Here is a 22,667-nt window from a genome sequence, read left to right as displayed (position 1 = left end):
GGCTTCACTCGGACACTGGCTTCACTCGTGCACCAGCGCGGCGGGATTGAGCACGACGTGCTTGACGCGTTTCCGCTTCCAGGTGTAGGTGGCATGCACTTTACCGTCCGGCGTTTGGATGATTGCCGGATAACTGAACTCAGCCCCTTTTTCCTGTTCCAACACGCCGACCCGCTGCCAGGTCTCTCCGTCATCGGAAATCGCCAGATTCAGTTGTCCGCGCCGTCCCCAACCCGTCTGACCACTTCCAAGGTGATTGTAGATCAGCAGGTGTCGCCCGTCTTGAAGGTTGACCACGTCGATTCCCGAGTTCGGATTGGGCAGCTCGGTGGCGTTCAGCGGTGACCAGGACCGTCCCCCGTCATTGGACTGGGTCGAGACGATCACGCCCTCCTTGGTTCGACAGAGCGCCTTCAACGTGCCATCGTCTTGACGCAACAAGGTCGGCTGAATGGCATTGAACTTCGAAGCGTCGTTGATCGGCCCGATCCGTTGCCAGGTCCCCGTGGGCACTCCCTGATCCAGCTCAACCCGTTCGAAGTGAATTCGCCAACCGTCGTATTCCGTGGAAGAGCCACACAGCAAACTGCCGTCGTCCAACAGAATCGGCTTGCACCGCACCGGACCGTCGATCCCCTCGGGCAATCGACGCCGATCGCGGAACGTTCGTCCCCGATCGTAGCTGACCATCATTTCGCCCCACCACTCGCGCGGATTCGGACCGACTTTAAAAAACAACAGCGTCGGGGCGTCTCCGGGCGGCTGGTACAGCACCGGATTCCAACAGGGGTAACGGAGGCCATCATGTTGCACCCCGTCGGCAACCTGCTTGGGGTTGGACCATCCGTTGCCGTCGTGGTAGCTGGTCCAGATGCCCACGTCAGTTTTGCCTTCCTTTGTCCCGGCGAACCAGGCGGAGACCAGACCACGTGAGGTCTGGCAAATGGTTGACGCATGGCATTCCGGCGTTGGTTCCCGCGTGAAGATGAATTCTTCAGCGACCAGCCCAGGCATGCGAGCCGACGAAGCGTCGTCGGTGGGAGAAACCGCAACCTCTTCGGCGGTGAATTGGCGGCAATCGTCGTGTTCGATGTAGTACAGACGTCCGTTCTCAGCGCCCACCAGCAGATCCGGTTTGGAGTCGCGATTCAGGTCGCACGCTGCTGGACTGGACGTGTGACCCGCAACGTTCCGTTCGGCCAGCCGCCCGATTTTTTTCAGCACCACTTTGCCGTCGCGATCCGCCCCGTTGCGGTACCAGGTGGCATTCTCCGAATTGACCAAGACGTCCAGTCGACCATCGCCGTCCCAATCGACCACCGCCAGCTTGACACGTCCAGAGCCGCCACACGATTTCGGGTTCAGCTGGACGGGCTGCCCGGATTCATCCACGAAGATCCGCTCCGCCTGCTTCGCACCACGCCGCAGCGTCAGAAAACCCTGCTGGTCCAGCATCACCAGATCCAGGACGCCGTCGCCGTCGAAGTCGGTTGCCAGCGGCGTGGTTCGCCACTGGGTCAACGCATTCGTCGCGCGGGTTTGCCACCAGTACCACTGCGGCGGCTGCTCGGAAGGGGTCATGGTCAATTCCGATTCAACCAACACGCCTGCTTCATTTCGCAACAATCCCAGTCGCGCGAGAATCGAGTTGTAAAGGATGTCCGGGTCGCCGTCGGCGTCCCAATCCGCGACCGACAACGTCGTGTATCCCCACTTCGCTTCGCATGGTCCCTGGATGGAGCCGCTGGGTCCGGCCAGCACGCGAAAGTCTTCCGCGCCGTGGCCGTCGGACGAACGAACCTGGAGCAACTCCGGCGCCGACCAGCGCGGCATTCCGTTCTCCGCTTCCCCCAGGTTTTCGAACAGGGCGATGTTGCCGGCGGTGTTTCCGCACAAGATATCCTCGTCGCCATCGCCATCCCAATCGTACGCAAATGGCGTGGCCAAGGCTCCAAACTTCAACGTGTCGGCCTGCTGCTGAAAGTACCGGGGCGATCGGAACACCGGCTGGCCTTCTCGCAACGTCCCCGTGTTCTCGACAAACGCAACCCGGCCGTCCTCATCCCCCACGATCAGATCCAAATCCCCATCGCCGTCCCAATCCAGAGCGGTTGGCGTGATCATCTGCAAATGCATCACCAGCGGATCGCCGGAATCATTCAACAGTTTCTGCCCAGCGGCGTACTTCGGTCCGGTCCGCGAACCGACGTTTTCAAAGTAGGTGAATCCGTCCAGAAACTCTCCGCACAGCAGATCCAAGTCACCGTCGCCGTCAAAATCCGCGAAATTCGGCGACGGCCAGCCGTAGACGTCAATGTCGCCGCCCGCCGCTTTCAGTCGCTGCGGCGTTTCGGAATAGTCCGCCTTGTCCGCGGTCCCGTCGTTGGTGATCAGGTACACGTGTCCGTGCAGCGGACCGTTCCGCCAACGTCCCATCGAATCGTAAGCATGATCCCAACCGTAGTCGGTCCAATCCCCCGCACCGACGACGATGTCTTGATCCCCGTCACCGTCGAAGTCCATGTACCGCCACATGTTTCCGCGGACGCCGTTGGAATGCACGTTGGATCGGGGATAGATCTTCTTGCCATGGTCAAAGTCGAACTTCCCGGTCGAATCGTCGCGCAGAAATTCGACGCCGCTGCGCAGAATCCTGGGCTGTTGATCGACGTAGCTGACCTGCATGTTGCTGGTCGCCTTGCCGACCCGAACCGCCGGCTTGAAGACGGGCATTTGAACCGCCGGATCCTGGCTGGGATTCTCGAAGAAGTACACACCGTTGGAGGGCTTGTCGGGGCAGGCCACCAACAGATCGATGTCGCCGTCGCCGTCGTAGTCCATCGGCATCGGCCAAGCCCACAGTCCGACGCCCAAATCCACCTCCAGACCCGGGTTGTTGTAGGAAAGCGGTTGCAGTTTCCAGTCGTCTTGACCAACGACCGCTACGGCAAAAGAGGCGGCAAAGGAGAAAACGAGCGAGACGGAAAGCAATGATCGCAGTTTTGTCGGGTCTATCATCGGGATCGTCGGTGGTGGGAGGCGGGGAGGAAGAGAGTTGGTAGGCACAGCACCGGCATCAATGACCGGCGTCGTTCCGCGGGCGCGCAAAACGCGCACCGCTCTGTCGCAGGGAATTCATCAGACGCTTTCGCATCGTGGCCGCTTTGTCAGGCATCATCGCGGCCAGGTCATTGGCTTCACTGGGATCGACGCGCAAATTGTACAGCTCGACACGATCATCCTCGGCAAACCAAAGCAGTTTGTAGTCGCCCCGCCGCATCGCCGACTGCGGCCGGGTCTGGCTGACCGAAAAATCGTCAACGCCGATGGCCGGCAACGCATCGGCGAAACCGCTTTCGGGATGGTAGTAGGGGAAATGCCAAACCAAATTGCGAGGTTCATTCGCCGACGGCGTTTCGGATCGAAAGTCAATCGCCCGGCCGTCAACGCGGTCCGCTTGCCCGCTGTCGGCTTGGCCATTGGCAGCCTGGCCGCCAGCAGCCTGACCGCTGGCAGCCTGGCCGCTGGCAGCCTGCACCAGGGTTGGCAGCAGATCATATCCGGCGACCGGCTCCGTCCGCGTCGATCCGGAAGAAACGATGCCCGGCCAGCGAACGATCATCGGCACCCGGATTCCGCCTTCGTACAGATTCCACTTGGATCCCCGCAGCGGCGCATTCCCCGTGAACTCGGGATGCCCGCCGTTGTCGGAGAAAAAGACGACCAACGTCTTCTCTCGCTGGCCCGACTCGTCCAGCGCCTGCAGGATCTGACCCACGTGATGGTCAAGCGTTTGCACGAACGCGCCATAGTCGATCCGTTTCTGACGATTGGGCACGTCGGCCGGAATCTTCTGGGCGTATTCCTCCAACAACCAACGGCACGGCGACTTGACGGGTGTGTGGACGTAGAACGATGACGCCATCAGGAAAAAGGGACTTTCCTGGCTGTCACGCAAGTGCGAGACGATCTGATTGACCATGGAATCGTCGGCGTATTCCCCCGGCTTGTCGATCGGCTCCGGGGGTTGCTTTTTTTTCCACGCGTATGGATGCGCCCCAAAGTCTTCGTGGGCGATCTGGAACCCTTGATTCGCCGGACCGTGCGTCGGACTCCATCCCAGATAGCGGCCGTGGTGCTGATTCAGATGCCACTTGCCAAAGAACGCGGTTTGATACCCCAAGTCCGTCAGCTCCTCGGCAATCGTTCGCTCCCGCAGCGGCAGATTCAACGTGAACGGCGGCGCGATCAAATCCGTCTGCGTGTCCAACTGCTGCCGGCCCGGCTGGTTCTTGGTCACGAACTCAAAGCCCAGACGAGCGGTCGTCTTTCCCGTCAGCAGGCTCGCTCGTGAGGCGGAACAGATCGGCGCCGAAGCGTAGGCTTGCGTGAAGCGGGCTCCGGATTGCGCCAGGGCATCAAGATTCGGCGTGTGGTGCCAGGGATGCCCATAGCAGCCCAAGTCGGACCACGCCAAATCATCCGCCAGAATCAAAACAATGTTTGGGGGGCGCGCGGCGACATCCGGTTGATTCGCCGCGACCGTCGCCTGATCCGCGACGATTAGCGTGATAACACAAACCAGTAAAAACAGGGCAACTCGCATCAAGGGCTCTCCTCAAACGTCAGCTGATCGTACAACGGATCTGCAAGCGATCGCATGCGTTGCATCAGCTTTCCGTGCAAGCGGCTGATCGTCGCTTGGACCGCCGGGTCCTGAGTGTCGATCAAGTTTTCCAACTCCTCGGGGTCCGATTGCAAGTCATAGAACTCATCGCGTCCTGCTTGGTGAAAGTCGCGGATCAATTTGTACCGCGGGGTTCGATAACATCGCATCGTCGCGACGCAGTAATTGATCATGCTGTACTCTGCGTACAAATCCTGATCCCAATCCTCCGGCACACGACCGCGCAACAACGGCAGCAAACTGCGTCCCCGCAATCCCTCCGGCCAATCGGTTTCCACCCCGGCCATCGCCAGGATCGTTGGAAACAGATCCAGACTGGTCACCGTCGCATCGATCCGGCTGCCAGCGCGAATGACGTCGGGCCAACGGATCACAGCGGGAACCCGCAGCGACAGGTCATACAGGTTGGGGCGATACTTGTCCGAAATCACCTTGGTGCCACGATGCATTTGACCGGGTGGGCGTCGCTTGGTCGCCCAGATTCCGTTGCCTTTGTGCCAAATGCCATGGTGCCCCATGTTGTATCCGTGATCGGAAGTGAAGATCACGACCGTTCGCTGCGCCAACGACAGCCGATCCAACTCGTCTAGCAGTCGCCCGAGGTTGCGATCGACACCACTGGTGCTGGCAAGGTATTCGCGCATCTTGCGTTTCACCATCGCGACATCCAACCCGGGATACTCCGGGATCTGCGGATCAAGCGTCGCGTAGGGCTCCCAGTCTTCGGGCGCCACGGGAAGCCAAGCGGCGTGGGGCGCCCGCGTATGGAAACACAGCAGGAACGGCTTGTCGGCGTTTCTCTGGATGAAACCGATCGCTCGGTCGGTCAACAAGTCCGTGGTCAGCCCTTCGAATGGACGCGTCTGGCCATTTTCCTCCAGCACCGGATCCTTCGGCGTCGTGCCGCCGCCGGTCAGTCCCATGAAGTAATCGAACCCGTGTCGCGTCGGATGGTAGCCTGCTCGTCCCGGCGCGGTCCAATCCCCCAGATGCCATTTGCCCACCAAACCGGTGCGGTAGCCGTGCTCCTGCAACACCTCGGCAAACGTGACGCTCTGCTCGGGTGGCAGGGCAACGGGTGAACTGGGATCGTAGAGTTTGTGGCCCGGCTGCGGGATGAAATCCTGAATCCCGAACTCGCTGGCATAGCGGCCGGTCATCAGCGCCGCCCTCGCCGGGCTGCAAACCGGTGTGGTGCAAAAACAGTTGTCCAGCGTTGCCCCTTCGGCAGCCAGACGATCCAAATTCGGAGTGGCAGCCGCCGGGACCTCACGATAGCGACCGCGACGAACGGCTTGGCCAAACGCCCACGGCGCCTGGTCGTCGGTCACGATCACCAACACGTTGGGTTGCGACCGCGGCGAATCAGCTGCCGAGCAGGCGCCCGCTCCGGCCGCCGAATAAAGCAACGCCAGAAAACCAGTCCAGATGACGACAGACTTCATTCGATCGCGGCTCCCCTGGAAAAAACACGCCCCAACACCATCATCAACGTCGGCCCCAGGACGATCACCAAGAACGGATGGAACGGACTTGCAAAGGACTCCCAGGCAACGGGCCAGTACGCCGTTCGCGAGAAGGTCATCCAAGCGATCAGCCCTGCGCCGACCAGCAGAATCAGCACCGCGGGACGGACGCGCAACCGGGGCGAGGTGATCCCCAGCAGAAACAGGCCGATAATTGCCGCGCCCAACACTCCGGACAATGTCCACCAGATGTCGAGCGCGCTGTTGGTCAATCGAACCAGCACCAACGCCATCGCGGTTCCCATCAGCCCCCACGCCAGGGTCGCCAGACGCAACACCCCCACGCGACTTCGGTCACTTGAATCCGGACGCAATAGCCGCTGGTAAAAGTCACTCATCACCAGCGTGGCGGAGGAATTTAACGACGTCGACACCGTACTCATCGCGGCGGCAAACACCGCTGCGATCAGTAGTCCGCGCAACCCCGTGGGAAGCTGCGATGCGATGAAGTGGGGAAAAACGCGATCCCCGAGATCTTCGTCGACCAACCCCGCCGCCGTTTGCTGCAGCTGCGACGCATAATCCGCCGCCCCCTCGTCGACGCCGGCTTGCATCAGTTTTTGTCGCGCCACAATCGTGCGGACTTCCTGCAGTTCCGCCGGATGACTTTCGTAAAAGACAAACAACGCGGTTCCGATGAACAGGAACAGGGCACTGACGGGAACGTACAGCAAGGCCCCCAGCCAAACGCTCTTGGCCGCTTCTCGATCGCTACGAGACGCGATGTAACGCTGCACGTAGCTCTGGTCGATTCCGAAGTTCTTTAGGTTTTCGAACAGTCCGAATGCGAGCACCACCCAAATCGTCGGCTGCGAAATCTCCAGCAGGGAATTCCCGCCCAGCGAAAACTTGTTCTCGCGCGAAGCCACTTCCATCACCTGACTCGGCCCGTCGGGCAACCCCGCGAGCAGAATCACGACGGCCACGATGGCGCCGGCCAGCAACACAAACGCTTGGATCGCATCGGCCCAGATCACCGCCACGATGCCACCCACAAACGCGTAGGCGGTCACGATCAATCCGGTCACGACGATCAACAGGCGAATGTCCCACCCGAACAAGATGGCCATCGGGAGCGCCATCAGGTACATCACGACGCCGATTCGAGCGACCTGGTAAAGAAGGTAAAAACAACTTGCGAACACCCGTGCCCACAACCCAAACCGATGCTCCAGCAGCGAGTACGCGGACACCTCCCCGGACTCTCGGTACAAGGGCAAAAAGTAGCGCACGGCGATCGCCGCCGCCGGCGGCAGCGCCAGCGAGAATGCGAACGCGTTCCAATTGTCGATGAACGCCTTCCCCGGCAACGCCAGGTAGCTGATGCTGCTCAGGTAGGTCGCAAAGATCGACATGCCACACAACCATCCCGGAAGCGTTCGCCCTCCCGCCGTGAACTGGTCGGCCGAATCATTCCTGCGCCAGAAATACAAACCCAGCAGCAGAATGCCGACGAAGTAGGCGACCAGGACGAACCAATCGAATCCACTAAAGAAAGTGGCCGCGATCATTGCGTCTTGACTCCCTCACCCGCCATCGAATCCAGCAGTTGTCGCAGCCGTGGAAGCTCCTTGCGGTACTCCGGATCGTCGACGCGGTTGACCGACTCGATTCCGTCGCGATCGTGATCGTAAAGCTCTTCTCCGATCAGTGCCTTGTCATCGGGGTTCCTCCACGCGGTGTATCGGTACCGCGGTGTCCGCACGCTGTGCCCCATCGCTTTCATCCCCTTGTCTTTGCCGTAGTAGGAGGGACGCGGGTGTTGCGTCAGGGCTGCCGGTTTGACGGAATCGACGGAGCCGTCGATCAACGGCTTCAAGCTCACGCCTTCCTGGCCTTCAGGCGCCGGAAGCCCACAGTATTCGCTAAGCGTGGGGTAAAGGTCCAGCAATTCCACGATCGCGTCGGTATTGGAGACTGTCCCGGACCGCTGCGACGCCGGGGGCACAATGATCAACGGGACGCGGGCATCGTTTTCGAAATTCGACGTCTTCGCCCACAACGTGTGATCGCCGAGCTGGAATCCATGATCGGACCAGAACACGATCAGCGTGTCGTCGGCCAGCTTCAGCCGCTCCAATTCGTCGACGACGCGGCCCACCTGGGCATCCATGTAGCTGATCGCCGCAAGGTAACCGTGCCGAAGTTCCTGGGCCGCTTCTTCGGTCAAGTTGCGTGGGTTCTTGCCCAACAACTCCTGGCTGTTGTGCCAGGCGATGCGCGGCGTCCCCTCCGGCCACTGTGGGCAGGGCGGGCCGGGAATCTTGTCGCGTTGATAGAGATCCCAATACCCCTTGGGCGCGTTGAAGGGCAGGTGCGGCTTCCAAAAACCGACGGCCAGAAAAAAGGGCTGATCGTCTTGGGCGCGTTCCCGCAATGCCTGGATCGCCAGCGATGCGATCCGACCGTCGAAATAGGCCTCGTCGGGCACGTCCCGGCATTCGCACTTGATGTCGCTGGCCAGGTTCGGCGGCAATTCGCCTTCGACCTGCGGCTTGTCATCGCCGTGACGGGCGTAGTGCATCACGGCGGGTACCGACCAGGAAACCGGATCGCCATGGATATCAGTCACCCAGTTGTGAAAGATCTTGCCAACGTCCTGCGTGAAGTAGCCGTTTTGCTTGAAGTGCTGCGGCAGCGTAACAACCTCCGGGATCGCCTCGCGAAAGTGCTTGGACAGGTTGTATTGCTGCAGGGTGTTGGGTCGTCGCCCCGTCAGCAGACTGCTTCGCGACGGATTGCACACCGCCTGGGCGCAGTACGCCCGATCGAATTGTGTCCCCCGAGCGGCCAGCCGATCCAGATTCGGTGTTTGGACCAAGGGGTGACCGTAAGACTCCAGGTCGCAGCGCAGATCGTCGGCCGCAATGAACAACACGTTCGGATGCTCCGACGCCACGGCGCTGGACAACAGCGGTCCGCGAACCAGCGGTCCGGGAGCCAGCGACAGCAGGATCAGGCACCAGCAGGAAAGACGCATCACGAAACTCTCGGGAACGAGGGGGGAGGGGGACGGAGCGAGCGTCACGCGGCGGACAACACTCCGATACGCTGCAGAATCTCAGCGACACGTTGCCGCTCGGGCGGCAGGAACGGGTTGAAGGGGTCGGCCGGCAGGTCTTCGCAGATGCCCAACAGCGACAGCGCGGACTTGGTCGCTTTGATGTGACGCGAGGCATATTTGCCGATGTCGTAGATTTCACCGAATCCGGTGATCGTCTGCATGCATGACCGCAGCGTCGCCTCGTCGTCGGCCCGAATCGCGTTGTAACACTCCACGAAGACCGCGGGCATGACGTTCGCACCACCTGCCACGCCGCCGTCGCCCCCCATCGCCAAAGCTTCGGGAAGCTTCGCTTCGGGCCCGATAAAAATTGACCAATCGGGACGGACCGATTTCAACCCGCACAGACGCCGGAAATAGTCCAGGTCCCCGCTGCTGTCTTTGACCCCGATGATCGAATCCAGTTCCGTCAACACGGACAACGTTTCAATTTCGAACCAGACCTTGGTCAGCCCTGGCATGTTGTACAACATCAGCGGCAGCGGAATCAGCGGCGTGATGTTCTGGACGTAAGCCAGCAACTCGGTCTGTCCGGCGGGGAAGTAGTAGGGCGTCGTCAGCACGGCCGCATCGGCACCGCATTCCGCGGCGTACTCGGCGAGCGAAACTGATTCCACGAACGCCGTGTCGGTCACTCCCACCAACACCGGAACGCGGCGGTCCACGATCTCCACGGCCTGCCGGATCAATTCCCGCCGCAATCGATAACTCAGGCTGGGTGCTTCTCCGGTGGTGCCCAACAGAAACACGCCGGACACGCCGCCGCGGATCACGTGCTCCAGCAGACGTTCCAGCCCCGAGTGATCCAGTTGATCACGAGCCTTCAAGGGCGTCACCAGCGGAGGCACGATGCCCGAGAGGGCCAGCGGAACGAAGGGGCGGTTGGTGTTGGTCATGGTGTCTCCCAGCGTCGACTGCGACTGGATTCGATCGTGTTCAATGTCAGATTCAAGCCGGCGACAATGTGCTGTCGCATGGCCGCTTCAGCCTGCCGACCCTTCCCTTGCTGGATCGCCCGCAGGATTTTGGTGTGGTCATCGCACGTGGCACGCATGATGGCAGCGTCATAGCCGTGACGTTCGGTCGCGAACACCCGCATCAAGGCATTGGAGCTTTCGCTACTTCGGACCATGGTCTGGTTCCCGGTGGCCTCGATGACCAGCATGTGAAACGCCAAATCATGCTTTTCGAACTCCGCCGTCTCGCGTTTGCCCGCCACCCCGGATTTGCTCGCCTTGACCTTCGTCGCGAGTGACTCCATGCGATCAACGGCTCGAGCGATGGCTTCCAACTGCGTCTCGCTGGCGCGTTCAGCGGCCTTGCAGGCTGCGTACGGCTCGATCGCTTCACGCATCTCGTACAGCTCGACCAGTTCGTCGCGGCTGACCGTCCGAACGACCGCGCCCAGCTGCGGGACGAGCTCGACGAATCCCTCGTTGGCCAACAAGCCCATGGCTTCGCGGACCGGCGTGGCGCTGATCCCCAACTCCTGCCCGACCGGCCCGTAGCGGATCCGCGTGCCGGGGGCAAATTCGCCGGCGATCAGTCGGCCGCGAAGGTGCCGATAGGCCAATTGGGCGTGGGTGCAATTCATCAAGTCCGCCGAGCGCTGTAGAGGTCTATAGACTTTAAGCGATCCTGGGCTCGATGCAAGGGCCGCGTTGAATCGGGATCGATCGGCGTCTCCGGGGCGGAAACCGCCAGCCCGCAAACGGCATTCGCTAGGCCAACACGTCGTCGATGACGTGTGCTTCTTCGACGCCGGTCAGGCGAAAATCCAATCCTTGAAACTTGTAGGTCAGGCGCTGATGATCGATGCCCAACAGATGCAACATCGTGGCGTGGAAATCGCGAACGTGCACCCGGTCTTCGACCGCGTTGTACCCGAACTCATCGGTTTGACCGTAAGACATGCCCCCTCGAACGCCGCCACCGGCCATCCACAATGAAAACCCCTTGATGTGATGGTCGCGACCGCTTCCCTGGGCCATCGGCGTGCGTCCGAACTCTCCGCCCCACACAATCAGGGTGTCTTCCAACATGCCCCGCTGCTTCAGATCCTGGATCAATGCCGCGGTCGCCTGGTCGACCAACTTGGCGGTCGTGGCAACACCTTTCTTGACGCCGCCGTGGTGATCCCACCCGCGGTGGTACAGCTGAATGAAACGGACACCTCGTTCGGCGAGGCGGCGAGCCAGCAAACAATTGCTGGCAAACGATCCGTCACCGGGCGTGCAACCGTACAGATCCAGAATCCGCTGCGGCTCGGACGACATTTCGGTCAGCTCCGGCACGGACGCCTGCATCCGAAACGCCATCTCATACCCGGCCAATCGGGTGTCGATCTCCGGATCCATCAGCGTTTCGTTTCGGATGGAGTTGATTCGGGAGACTGCGTCGACGACATCGCGTTGTTGCTGGGTGGTCACGCCGGCCGGATTCTGCACGTAGTGAACGGGGCTGCCGGTGGAATGCATCTGCACGCCCTGGTAGCGGCTTGGCAAAAACCCCGAATGCCATTGCCGGGAACTGATGGGCTGGCTTTGGCCACCGCCTTCGCTGGTCAAGACGATGAATCCCGGCAGCGTTTCCGTTTCCGCCCCCAAGCCATACAGGACCCAGGAACCCATTGAAGGACGTCCGCTGATCGCGGTCCCGGTGTTGAAGAAGGTGTGCGCCGGATCGTGATTGATTTGTTCGGTGTGCATGGACTTGATCACGCACATTTCGTCGGCCAGCTGGCCGATGTGCTCGAACACGTTGGACATCAGCAACCCGCTCTTCCCGCGCGGCGTGAATTCGTGTTGCGGCCCCATCACTTTCAATTCTTTGCCTTGCAACTGCGCGATGGGCTGGCCCGCTGTGATCGAGTCGGGCATGGCTTTACCGTCCAGCTTGGCAAGCGTTGGCTTGTAGTCAAACGTCTCCAAGTGACTGGGTCCGCCCGCCATGCACAAATGAATGACACGTTTGACCCGCGGCCGATGGTGGGGCGCAGCCAGGATGCCTTGATAGCCTGATTGCGCGGCAGACACGGGCCGACTGGCATCGGCTTCCAACAGGGCGGCCAACGCAATCGAACCGATCCCGGTTTGACGCAGGAACGTGCGGCGGGCCAAACGGCGTTGCAGCGTGGACATGAAATTCTCAGTAGCGCGTGATGGTTTCGTGCAAATTCAATAGGACGCGTGCGACGCTGGTCCAAGCCGCCAACTCCGCGGACGGCAAATCGGTTGCCAACGGAGCCTGACCGTTGGAGACGAGTTGCTCGGCCGCCTCCGGGTGCTCCCGGTAATACTGTCGGTGTTTCACATAGACGGCGTGCAGTTCGGCAGCGATTTCCGGAGGAGGCACGCGGGAAACTGCTTCCCGATAAGCCCAGCGAATTCGTTGCTCCTCGGTGCGGCCGCCTTCTCGCATCGTCCGCTCAGCGAACACGCGGGCGGCTTCGACGAACGTCGGATCGTTTAACAAGACGAGCGCTTGCAACGGCGTGTTGGACCGGGCGCGAGCGGCCGTGCACTCCTCGCGACTGGGCGCGTCAAACGCTTTCAACATCGGATGCAAGAAAGTCCGCTGCCAGTGTGTGTACAGGCCACGCCGATACTGATCGGACCCGGCATCTGCCTGATACGTTCGACGCGGGAAATTCAACTGACCGTAGTACCCCGCAGGTTGATACGGGTGGACGCTCGGGCCGCCGAGCTGTTCAACCAGCAGACCGCTGATCGCTAGCGCGGCATCGCGAACCGTTTCCGCTTGCAGACCGAATCGCCCCTGGCGGGCGAACAGGTCGTTGTATGGATCGCGACGCTTCAATTCGACCGACGCAACCGACGATCGACGGTACGCTGCGCTCAAAGCGATCGAACGCATCAAGTGCTTGATATCCCATCCCGACTGCACAAAGTCGATCGCCAGGGCATCCAGCAAATCCGGATAGGACGGATACGTCCCTTGTCCGCCAAGATCGTCGACGCTGGCGCAGATGCCGCGACCAAACAGCAGCGACCAGATGCGGTTCGCCATCGTCCGCGACGTCAGCGGGTTGTCATCACGACAAAGCCATTCGGCCAGGTCCAATCGGGTGGCGCGGTCGGCGGTTTCCAACTGGCCAAGAAACTCGGGGATCGCCGGCTGGACCTCGGGACCGGAATCGTCCATCCAGTTTCCCCGCGGCAAGACCCGAATCGTCCGCGGCGCCACGGACTTGGACACCACCGTTTGAGGTGCCGACTCGTACAATTGTTTCCGTCGTGTTCTTAGCGATTCGATCTGAGCACGTCGCTCCACCAATTCCGCGGCCTGGCTCAGGTAGTAATCCTCGACCGCGGCGGCCTGCTCCGAGGTGCGGTCCGACGGAGCGATCCGAAGCGCTGCGGCGACGGATTCTGGCATTCCTTTGGCAAGAATTGCGCCGGCCTTGTCCCAATGAACCAATCCGCCGAATTGGGTGAACGCCATGCCGTGGACTTTCGCCCCAGGGGCCAAGCCGACTTCTTCCGCATGGACCTCCAGTCGCACCCACCGCCCCGTCTCCGGCAACGCCCCGGCCCTTCGATAGGCGGCGTCGCTTTCGGGCTTGCGGCCGTAGGGGATCTCGTCGCCGCCCCAAACCATGCGATGATTCCAGTTGCCGTCGTTGAATTGCAGCATCACGGCCTGGGGCGGTTGATCGGGATCCAAATGCACCCAGGCGTAGAAACGGGAATCGGCCGAAACCTCGAATGGCGTCTCGGCATTCTGGAACAAGTGCTGAACCAAACCCTCGTTTTGCTGCCGTCGGGAAAGTGCGCCACTGTGCACCGGCCCTTGTTGTGCATCGACATAATCCCATCGCTCGCCGCGATCGCCTCCGATCCCCTGGCGATCGTCCACCCAAATGGCCTCGACTTCACCAGGTTCGTCCAGACGCTCCAATGCGGTACGTTCCCACTGGTCTTGCCGCTCGAGCAATTGTTGCTTCAGTGCCGGGACGCCCGATTCCAGGTCGGCAATCTCCCGATCCAGTTGGTCCAGCTTCTCCTGCAGCGGCGCGTCGGGAACGTGGATCATCGGCGGTCGGCTGCGAGCTCCATACACGCCGCGCTCGTCCAAGTCGGCAAAGAAGGCACCGATCGAATAAAAATCCCTTGTGGTGTAGGGATCGTACTTGTGGTCGTGGCATTGAGCACAACCCATGGTTGCACCCATAAACACCTGAGAAACGTTCCGAACACGGTCGGCAAAGTAGATCGCCAAGTATTCTTTGCCTTGCGCCCCACCTTCCTCGGTGGTCTGATTCAGTCGGTTGTATCCCGACGCCACCTGCTGCTGCAGTGTCGCATGGGGAAGCAAATCACCCGCCAACTGCTCTCGAATGAATCGATCATAGGGCAGATTCTTGTTGAACGCGTTGATGACGTAGTCACGATAAGGCGACTGCGACACATTCTGGTCTCCGTGGTAACCGACGGTATCCGCGTAGCGAACCAGGTCCAGCCAATAGATCGCCATCCGCTCGCCAAACCGTTGCGACGCCAACAGGCGATCCACCAAGGCGGCGTAGGCGCCTTCCGAGTCGTCCTGCACGAACCGATCCACTTCTTCGGGCGTCGGCGGAATTCCGGTCAGGTCCAGCGAGAGTCGCCGAATCAAAGTGATGCGGTCGGCGGGTTCGGCCGGCGTGATCCCCTCCGCGTCCAACCGATCGGCGATCAGTTGATCGATCACCGCCGTCAAGTTTTCGTCCCCTTCGCCGCCCAGCGCATCGGGGACACGCATAGGCGAATAGGCCCAATGGGGTTCGTACTCGGCGCCCTGTTGGATCCACTGCCGCAACACCTCCCGCTCGGCATCGGTCAACGGCTTGTGCGTCTCCGGCGGCGGCATCACTTCGTACTGATCCCCGGAATCAATCCGGCGAACCAGTTCGCTCGCCTCCGCATCACCCGGCACGATCACACCGGTCTCGTCGACCGCTTGGGCCCGCAGGTCCAACCGCAAGCCACCTTCAACGGTTTCCGCATCCGGGCCATGGCAAGCAAAACACTTGTCCGTCAGGATCGCGCGGACATCGCGGTTGAATCGCACCGAGGTCGGCGTCGGCGATTCGGCGGAACTGATGGCACCGAAAGTGCACGTGGAAACGACCGCGAACAGGACGACCGCAGTCAGGTTGGTACGCAACATCGCGGAATCGATGGGGAAGGAGAGGAAGCGTGGCGGGGGGAGCCCGACCTCGACCGCTTCGCAACGGGCCGGCCGGAGACTCCAGATCCATCTTCCCCAACGGTGGACGTCCCGTCCAGCGATTACCCGTGAAACCCCAGTGAAAACCTGATTCTCCGATCGGGCAGCAGTGCCGTGACCCGATGATGGGCCGCGGCAAGTCACGGCGGCCCCCCCTCCCGCTTGCGGTACAATCGTGCGGATCGGATGGCGAATGTCCAAGCGGCGGGTTGGGAACACCGATTTCGGGAACAATGACAGCAGGGAAACCAGAGAACGACGCGAAACATCGTCCACGGCGGCGTGGGCGAATCTTTTGAACAATCCAATGACGGGGAGACGTGGTCAATGAGTCATGCATGCACCCACCGAAGTCAATTCGCAGCGAGGATCGGTTGGATCAGTATTCTGCTGGGGGCCATTCTTGCCGCGGGGCCGGCAGCAACGCTCGCCTCCGCTCAGGAGCCCACCGTCCGGCTTCAAAACATCGGTGAACCTTACCGAGAACGCGGCCCCGCGATGGAGCCCAGCCATTACTTGGTGGAGCCTTCGGGACAAATCACGGCGAACGTGTTTTTCAGTCGGGGCCAGATGATTGTCGACGACGCCAACGGAACTCGCTATTTGTTTCAACGCGACCGGGACTTCGACTCCATCGACCGACGATTTATCGGCTACTGGAATTCGTCACTGAACCGCGTCATCCGGTTTCCTCGGTCCGGACGGGGAACCATGGAAGTGACAGATTTGGACGACCCCTACCCGACGTATGTCAGGTCACGGCGATCGGTGCGGCCGGCCAGGCGTTCCGGTGGTCCGCGGCCGATTCATCCACCACTGGACTACATCCCCCCATCGCTCGCACCCGGTGCGGGCTATCCTCCTTACGGCGATGGGTACGGCTATGGGTATGGCTACCTGAACGAAGGAATCTCATTGGGCGTTGGCCCGATCGGTCCGGGGCGTCCTTGGCACCGTCCACCACCGCAATCCACGCTGCTGGAATCCGAAGTGGTTCCGCGCGAACCGCTGCCGCCGGTGACCATCAATCTTCAAAACCCCGGACCGCGCGAGTTGCGCGTGACCGTGAACGATTTGTTCAACGAAGCCGGAACGCAACAAATCCGGATCGCAGCCGGCCAAACCGTGCCGATTCAAGTTCAACGCGATGCCGGTGCTGACCGCGTCCAACAGGTCTTGACCTACGCGCCCGATGGGCGTCCCATCACCCAAGAGGTCGTCACCCCGATGCCTCCGGTTTCACGCTACGAATTGGTGGTCCACGAATGGCGATTGCAGTCGGTCGCGATCGACCGCACCGGCAAGAGCCCCAACGTGATCGAAGACACGCAATTCCAAGGACGCGGATTGGGACGCTTCACCCTTCCCCCGGGAGACCAGCTGACCGGCGGAACCATCGACGTGCTCCGTTCGGCGCAGGCCGCCGACAACGCCGGCGCCGTGGCACCCCTCGTGGATGACACCAACCCCGATGGGACACCGGCCGGGACGCGTCCGCTTTCAGATTTGGAACGGATCCTGCTTCAGCAGCAACGCGCCAGCGGTCGCTGACGTTGCCGATTGATGGCGGGTCCAGGAAGGACGCTAAATCGCTGACTCCAAATGCGGATCCAGGAATGTTGGCGGACGGCGTCGCCTTCGCCAATGGGGTGATGCCCTTTGCGGTCGCGACGGCGATGCGGAATGCGTCGCGGGCGGTTACCCTGTCGTGCTGCTTGTTTCTTGCGGTCCCCCCTATTCCCCGACTCTTTCAGAGAACGTCCCCATGCGTTTCCCGACGCTCTTGCTTTTGTCCCTGTCGTTGATAAGCCCAGCGATAAGCCCAGTGATTAGCACAGCCTACTCACAGCGAATTCAGTCGCCGGAAGTCCATCCGGATGGACGCGTCACCTTACGCGTGGTCGCTCCCGAAGCCGACGAAGTGGTTGCGGAAATCAGCCGGGTGGAGGACGGACGTTTTTCCCTGACCAAAGGCGACGAAGGAATCTGGGAAGGCGTTCACGGACCGCTGAAGCCGGGCATTTACGAATACAGCTTTGAAGTTGACCAGACTCCCCAAATCGACCGTCTGAACCGTTGGATCAAGAAGTGGTATTCGCTGAACAGCCTGTTTGAAGTTCCCGGCGACCCACCGTTGTTGACCGAAGTGCAATCGGTCCCGCACGGCGTCCTGCATCATCACCTGTACTCCTCTCCGGTGACGGACTCGCAGCGACGGTGCATTGTGTACACGCCCCCCAGCTACCAGTCCGATCCGGATCGAACGTTTCCGGTGCTGTTCCTCCTCCACGGCTTCGGCGACGACCAAACCGCCTGGACGGAGGTCGGACGCGCGCACTTGATCGCTGACAACTTGATCGCGGCCGGCAAAGCCAAGGAGATGTTGATCGTGATGCCACACGGGCATCCGGTGGATTTGCCCTACGGTGATCGCGACGAAAACTATGGGGCCGAAAACAACGCCGCGATGCAGCGCGAGATCGTAGAAGTTCTGTTGCCGTGGGTCGCCGAGCACTACCGCGTCGCGTCCACACCCGAACAACGCGCCATCGCCGGGCTTTCGATGGGCGGAGGCCACGCGATCCGAATCTCTCTCGGCAGCAACGCCTTCGGTTGGGTCGGAGCGTTCAGTGCCGCTGCGCCCGAAGAAGAATCGCTACAGGAACTGTGCCCGGATCTGGAACAATTCAAACAACAGACGCGGCTGTTCTGGATCCCCTGCGGTAAGGACGATTTCTTGCTGGAACGAAACGAGGCGTTTGACAAGCAATTGAGCGACGCGGGCGTGACACACCAGTTCGTGAAGACTGCCGGGGCACACAATTGGGACGTCTGGCGAGATGACTACTTGCCGAAATACCTGCCCCAGCTGTTTGAGTCCCCGGATAGCGCCACCGCGAAGCGGAACTAAAGGACATGCTGCCGATCGACGCCTGTCTTCCGGACGTCGTGCGGGCAATTGCTGCTGGCAAGCCGGTGATTCTGCAAGCCCCACCGGGTGCCGGAAAAACGACCGGCGTGCCTCCCGCATTGCTGCAATCATCAACGCTGCCGCCAGGCCAGATCTTACTGCTGCAGCCACGTCGCCTGGCCGCCCGCGCCGCGGCGCGACGTCTGGCGGCCATGGTCGACCAGCCGGTCGGCCAAACCTACGGTTACCACGTTCGATTTGACCGGCAAGTCCGCCGCGACACATCCGTCATCGCCATGACCACGGGGATCTTGCTGCAGCGGCTGAACGCCGATCCGCTGTTGGAAGACGTGGCCTGCGTGATCGTGGATGAATTCCATGAACGTTCACTGGACGTTGACTTGGCGTTGGGAATGCTGCAACGGATCCGGACGTCGCTGCGACCCGAATTGAGGCTGGTGGTGATGAGCGCGACGCTGGAAACCGAACCGGTCGCTCGTCTTTTGAAGGACGCCGTCACGGTGAAAAGCGAGGGTCGCGCGTTCGACGTGCAAATCCACTACCAGGATTCGGTGCGACGCGAACCCGTTGAGGATCAAGTCGCCGACGTGCTACCGGAGGCACTGCGTGAGAGCGACGGAGACGTGCTGGTTTTTCTGCCCGGGGTGGGAGAAATCCATCGAACGGCCGCGCAGATCCAACGACGATCCGAATTCGCCGCTTTGCACGTGTGCAAACTTTACGGTGATCTGACGCCCGGCGACCAAGATGCGGTGCTGTCGCCGTCAGATCGACGCAAAGTGGTGCTCTCGACCAACGTTGCCGAGACGTCCGTGACCATTGAAGGAATCACCGCGGTCATCGACAGCGGCCTCGCACGGGTGATGCAATTCAACGCCGCCGTCGGCATCCCGGGATTGCAGCTGCAGCCGATTTCCAAGGCTTCGGCCGATCAACGTGCCGGCCGTGCCGGACGCACCGCACCCGGCATCTGTTTCCGGTTGTGGCCTGCCGCCATGCATCGCAGTCGGCCGGATCACACTTCGCCCGAAGTGCTGCGTTCGGATCTGTGCGGCGCCGTGCTGACGTTGGCCGCGTGGGGCGAACGTGATGTTTTCGAATTCCCCTGGGTCACCGCACCCGCGGAGGCAGCCGTTCGCCGGTCGCGTCATCTGTTGGAGCGTTTTGGTGCCGTCGATCGGAGTGGCTCGATCACGACACTGGGACGCGCCATGGTCAGCCTGCCGGTCCACCCTCGTCTGGCACGGTTGCTCGTCGCCGCATCCCAATACGATTGCCTGCAAGCCGCCTGCCTGGCCGCGGCGTTGCTCAGCGAACGTGATCCATTCCTGACACGATCGTCGCTGGAGCTGCAATCCGGAAAGAGATCCATTGAGAGCGATCTGCTGGAACGCGTCCAACGTCTGCAGCGATTCCTTGACGGAGGAAATGATCCGATGCTCCACGGCATCGCGGCCAAAAACATCGGCAAGGTGGCGAAACACCTGTCCCGTGCGATCACCGATCAGCCGGCAAGCCCCACCGGAGATTCACCGCTTTCACCGGACGAACGGTTTTCTCGCGCCTTGCTGGCCGCCTACCCGGACCGGCTGGCCAGACGGCGTGAGCCTGGCAGCCCCAAGGGAATCATGGTCGGTGGCAAAGGAGTCACCCTGGACCGTCAATCGACCGTCCACCACAGTCCGCTGTTCCTGTGCGTCGACGTGGACGACCGATCCGAAGAAACGCTGGTCCGGATCGCTTCTGAGGTTGACGAAACATGGCTGCCCAGCGAATGGCTGCAGCGCAAACGCCAGTTGCGGTTCGACCCGACCCTGCAAGCGGTCGTCGCGCGCGAGCAACTGCGATTTGACGACCTGGTTCTTCGCGAGTCTCCCGCCGAGTGCACTCCCGATGATGAAACCGCCCAGCTACTTTTTGACAGTGCGGCCGATCGATTGGATCGGATATTGGACGCGCAAGGGAAGACGACGCAAAGCTTCCTGACCCGCTGGCGATTCTTAAGCGAACACTTGCAATTGTCCGATGACGAAGGAAGTGGCGCCGCGATCCCGCCGTTCGATCCAATGCGACTGCACGAGCAACTGCGTATGTTCTGCCGCGACCGCACGTCGATCAAACAACTGATGGATGCCCCTTGGTTGGACCACCTGCGGGGCGGCTTCACCTACGAGCAACTCCAGTTTCTGGACCGGCAAGCCCCTGAAACGCTGGAGGTCCCCAGCGGCAATCGAATTCGCGTGGAGTATGCTCCCGGCGCTCCGCCTCGGTTGTCCGTCCGCATCCAAGAACTGTACGGATGGCAGACGGCGCCACGTCTGGCCGGCGGAAAAATCCCCTTGCAGCTGCAATTGCTGGGACCGAATCATCGTCCCCAACAGGTAACTGACGACCTGCAGAGCTTCTGGGAAAACACTTACCCGGCGGTTCGCAAAGAACTCAAGCGACGCTACGCCAAACACCACTGGCCCGACGCCCCGGCCAACGCCACGCCCACGCGAAACGGGCTGAAACCACGCTCCTGATCAAATGCCGGATAGGTAATCGTGACTCGCCTTCACGCGGGCCCGCAGAGTGGAAGCGAGCCCTAGGATGACGCCACACAGACCCCACCCACTAGCGGAGGCTTGCACAGTAAACAAGCGGTAAGTACTGTGCGGATTAAATCACCTGGGATATTTAGGCAACCTAGAGAAAGGGGTCGTGAAATGTTGAGCAAACATCCTTTATACCTACTCGCGTTGGCCGCGGTTCTTACGCTTTCGGCAGAACGAGCCCAAGCGGGGATTATCTCGTTCGACCCGCTGGTGGCCGGAAACGGCTCGCCGTACCTGGGGCACAGTGAAATGGGTTTCAACGTCACGCCAACCGTGGGTGATTGGTTGGTCGCACAGAGTTTTGGAAACCCGGTTCCATCCATATTCGAGAATGGCAGCGATCCTGCCGAGATCCAGATTGAGGCCGTCGGTGGTGGAACATTCACCTTTACCGCGGCAGATCTCGCCAGCAACAATGGACTTTCACAGTACGAATTCACTGGATTTCTAGGCGCGGCGACCGTGTTCTCTCAGACAGGCTCCGTCACTGCCGGACCGCCGTTCGAGTTCTTTACAATTCCTAACAACGTCGGTGTTGGGCAAGCCATCGACCGATTGTCAATTCGATTGACGCCGGTGCAGACGGTAACTTCTGTCAATATCGACAACATCAACTTGTCCAGCCCGAACAGTGCTGTACCGGAACCAAGCTCTTTCGCCATCTTCGGTGTTGGCGCGTGTTTCGCTTTCGGGGGCTCACGCCGTCGCAAACGTCCTTTGATCTAGTAGGCATCCAAGCCACGATTTGATTTTTAGGCTCATTTCGCCCGAATTCCCGGTGGACCGTTCGTCTACCGCCAAAGGTTCGTCAAGTTCTGAGCCAATGCGATGATGACCACTGCACGTGGCGACCCGTGTCGGTCATTCGTGCGTCGCGTTCTGTTGCGACGTGATTTCTCCGATCGGTTCGGCAGTTAACAGTTGCTGGAGTGTCGATCCAGAGTTTGTTCACCGAAGCACTCTTTATGCCGTACTCCATACCGATAAGTGTCGGGGCTCCATTACTACTGTCAGGAGCGAACCGACTCGCGAAAGGTTTCCGCATTTGGTCGCTCCGGTCGCGGAGATCTGCTATCAGGTAGCGGGTCAACCCGCGAATGGATCTGGGACGTGTCCTCTACCATCCGTCGGAGTACCGGCAGCAAAGTTGCGGATGGTAGGCGTGGGAGCTTTTTGCAAACCGACTCTTAGAACAGATGAGCCGACGAGAGCCCCACCACATCTCGGCGTTTAGCAACCGTTTAAAGCACCCGGTCTGATTTAGAGGAAGAAACGCGGTGACTGCTGACCGATGAATCCAGCGAAATCGACTGATGGGCCATTGCGACCCCTCCGCTGAACGAATGAAATGCAGCAGGCTCCCGATAAGGATCGTCGTCGGGTAAGATTCCCCAAAACGTTAGACTTGGTTCGCGTACGTGGCGTAGAGGTATCGAGCGTCACGCGATCGGTACCTGCGCCCGGGTGGTGGAATTGGCAGACACAGGGGATTTAAAAGCACCGTCAGCCACTTTCGCCAACATCTTGCACCGATGGGCATCAATGCCCCTGCTATGTGCTTTACGCCGTGATTTGCCGCACGAAAACATTTGACAGAACTCTGTCAATCGCGACAACTACAGGCACGCAA

The 22,667-nt window shown here is 60.7% G+C and carries 13 protein-coding genes; 4 read left to right on the top strand and 9 right to left on the bottom strand.

Annotated features, from left to right (window positions below):
* Positions 1-21: 21 nt before the first annotated feature.
* The 9 genes from FYK55_RS01015 to FYK55_RS00975 all read right to left on the bottom strand — a co-directional run bounded on the left by FYK55_RS01015 (position 22) and on the right by FYK55_RS00975 (position 15,448).
* Positions 22-3,018, bottom strand: a complete 2,997-nt coding sequence (locus tag FYK55_RS01015; RefSeq protein ID WP_150074138.1) for an exo-alpha-sialidase — start codon at positions 3,016-3,018, stop codon at positions 22-24.
* 58 nt (positions 3,019-3,076) lie between these two features.
* Complete coding sequence (locus tag FYK55_RS01010; RefSeq protein ID WP_150074137.1) at positions 3,077-4,606, bottom strand: sulfatase; 1,530 nt, start codon at positions 4,604-4,606, stop codon at positions 3,077-3,079.
* Entirely contained in the window at positions 4,606-6,132 is a 1,527-nt protein-coding gene (locus tag FYK55_RS01005; RefSeq protein WP_150074136.1) for a sulfatase-like hydrolase/transferase, read from the bottom strand. Before FYK55_RS01005 ends, FYK55_RS01010 begins: the two co-directional genes overlap by 1 nt.
* Positions 6,129-7,724 carry a sodium:solute symporter gene (locus FYK55_RS01000; protein ID WP_150074135.1) on the bottom strand — a complete coding sequence of 532 codons (1,596 nt, stop codon included), beginning with the start codon at positions 7,722-7,724 and terminating at the stop codon, positions 6,129-6,131. Before FYK55_RS01000 ends, FYK55_RS01005 begins: the two co-directional genes overlap by 4 nt.
* Positions 7,721-9,193, bottom strand: a complete 1,473-nt coding sequence (locus tag FYK55_RS00995; protein WP_150074134.1) for a sulfatase — start codon at positions 9,191-9,193, stop codon at positions 7,721-7,723. Before FYK55_RS00995 ends, FYK55_RS01000 begins: the two co-directional genes overlap by 4 nt.
* Before the next feature lie 44 nt (positions 9,194-9,237).
* Positions 9,238-10,173, bottom strand: a complete 936-nt coding sequence (locus tag FYK55_RS00990) for a dihydrodipicolinate synthase family protein (protein WP_150074133.1) — start codon at positions 10,171-10,173, stop codon at positions 9,238-9,240.
* Positions 10,170-10,871: a GntR family transcriptional regulator gene (locus FYK55_RS00985; RefSeq protein ID WP_150074132.1), complete on the bottom strand. Its 702-nt coding sequence runs from the start codon at positions 10,869-10,871 to the stop codon at positions 10,170-10,172. Before FYK55_RS00985 ends, FYK55_RS00990 begins: the two co-directional genes overlap by 4 nt.
* 127 nt (positions 10,872-10,998) lie before the next feature.
* On the bottom strand, positions 10,999-12,417 hold the full coding sequence (locus FYK55_RS00980) for a DUF1501 domain-containing protein (protein WP_150074131.1): 1,419 nt from the start codon (positions 12,415-12,417) through the stop codon (positions 10,999-11,001).
* Between the two features lie 7 nt (positions 12,418-12,424).
* Complete coding sequence (locus FYK55_RS00975) at positions 12,425-15,448, bottom strand: PSD1 and planctomycete cytochrome C domain-containing protein (protein ID WP_150074130.1); 3,024 nt, start codon at positions 15,446-15,448, stop codon at positions 12,425-12,427.
* Between the two features lie 387 nt (positions 15,449-15,835).
* Between FYK55_RS00975 and FYK55_RS00970 the strand changes: the two genes are divergently transcribed.
* The 4 genes from FYK55_RS00970 (at position 15,836) to FYK55_RS00955 (ending at position 21,763) form a co-directional block, all read left to right on the top strand.
* Positions 15,836-17,059: a hypothetical protein gene (locus FYK55_RS00970; RefSeq protein ID WP_150074129.1), complete on the top strand. Its 1,224-nt coding sequence runs from the start codon at positions 15,836-15,838 to the stop codon at positions 17,057-17,059.
* A gap of 274 nt (positions 17,060-17,333) precedes the next feature.
* Positions 17,334-18,419, top strand: a complete 1,086-nt coding sequence (locus FYK55_RS00965; protein WP_161604234.1) for an alpha/beta hydrolase-fold protein — start codon at positions 17,334-17,336, stop codon at positions 18,417-18,419.
* Positions 18,420-18,424: 5 nt separating this feature from the next.
* On the top strand, positions 18,425-20,965 hold the full coding sequence (gene hrpB, locus FYK55_RS00960) for an ATP-dependent helicase HrpB (protein ID WP_150074127.1): 2,541 nt from the start codon (positions 18,425-18,427) through the stop codon (positions 20,963-20,965).
* Between the two features lie 183 nt (positions 20,966-21,148).
* Positions 21,149-21,763, top strand: a complete 615-nt coding sequence (locus FYK55_RS00955) for a PEP-CTERM sorting domain-containing protein (RefSeq protein WP_150074126.1) — start codon at positions 21,149-21,151, stop codon at positions 21,761-21,763.
* Positions 21,764-22,667: the final 904 nt, after the last annotated feature.

It is taken from the genome of Roseiconus nitratireducens (assembly GCF_008629675.1).
In the GTDB taxonomy this organism is placed as follows: domain Bacteria; phylum Planctomycetota; class Planctomycetia; order Pirellulales; family Pirellulaceae; genus Stieleria; species Stieleria nitratireducens.
The sequence above is the reverse complement of the archived record's forward strand: the minus strand, read 5'-3'. Positions and strand labels throughout refer to the sequence as shown.

Coding starts and splice junctions, on each gene's coding strand:
- FYK55_RS00975 (WP_150074130.1), bottom strand. CDS start 15,448: ATGTTGCGTACCAACCTGACTGCGGTCGTCCTGTTCGCGGTCGTTTCC.
- FYK55_RS01015 (WP_150074138.1), bottom strand. CDS start 3,018: ATGATAGACCCGACAAAACTGCGATCATTGCTTTCCGTCTCGCTCGTT.
- FYK55_RS00985 (WP_150074132.1), bottom strand. CDS start 10,871: ATGAATTGCACCCACGCCCAATTGGCCTATCGGCACCTTCGCGGCCGA.
- FYK55_RS00995 (WP_150074134.1), bottom strand. CDS start 9,193: ATGCGTCTTTCCTGCTGGTGCCTGATCCTGCTGTCGCTGGCTCCCGGA.
- FYK55_RS00990 (WP_150074133.1), bottom strand. CDS start 10,173: ATGACCAACACCAACCGCCCCTTCGTTCCGCTGGCCCTCTCGGGCATC.
- hrpB (WP_150074127.1), top strand. CDS start 18,425: ATGCTGCCGATCGACGCCTGTCTTCCGGACGTCGTGCGGGCAATTGCT.
- FYK55_RS01000 (WP_150074135.1), bottom strand. CDS start 7,724: ATGATCGCGGCCACTTTCTTTAGTGGATTCGATTGGTTCGTCCTGGTC.
- FYK55_RS00970 (WP_150074129.1), top strand. CDS start 15,836: ATGAGTCATGCATGCACCCACCGAAGTCAATTCGCAGCGAGGATCGGT.
- FYK55_RS01005 (WP_150074136.1), bottom strand. CDS start 6,132: ATGAAGTCTGTCGTCATCTGGACTGGTTTTCTGGCGTTGCTTTATTCG.
- FYK55_RS00955 (WP_150074126.1), top strand. CDS start 21,149: ATGTTGAGCAAACATCCTTTATACCTACTCGCGTTGGCCGCGGTTCTT.
- FYK55_RS00980 (WP_150074131.1), bottom strand. CDS start 12,417: ATGTCCACGCTGCAACGCCGTTTGGCCCGCCGCACGTTCCTGCGTCAA.
- FYK55_RS01010 (WP_150074137.1), bottom strand. CDS start 4,606: ATGCGAGTTGCCCTGTTTTTACTGGTTTGTGTTATCACGCTAATCGTC.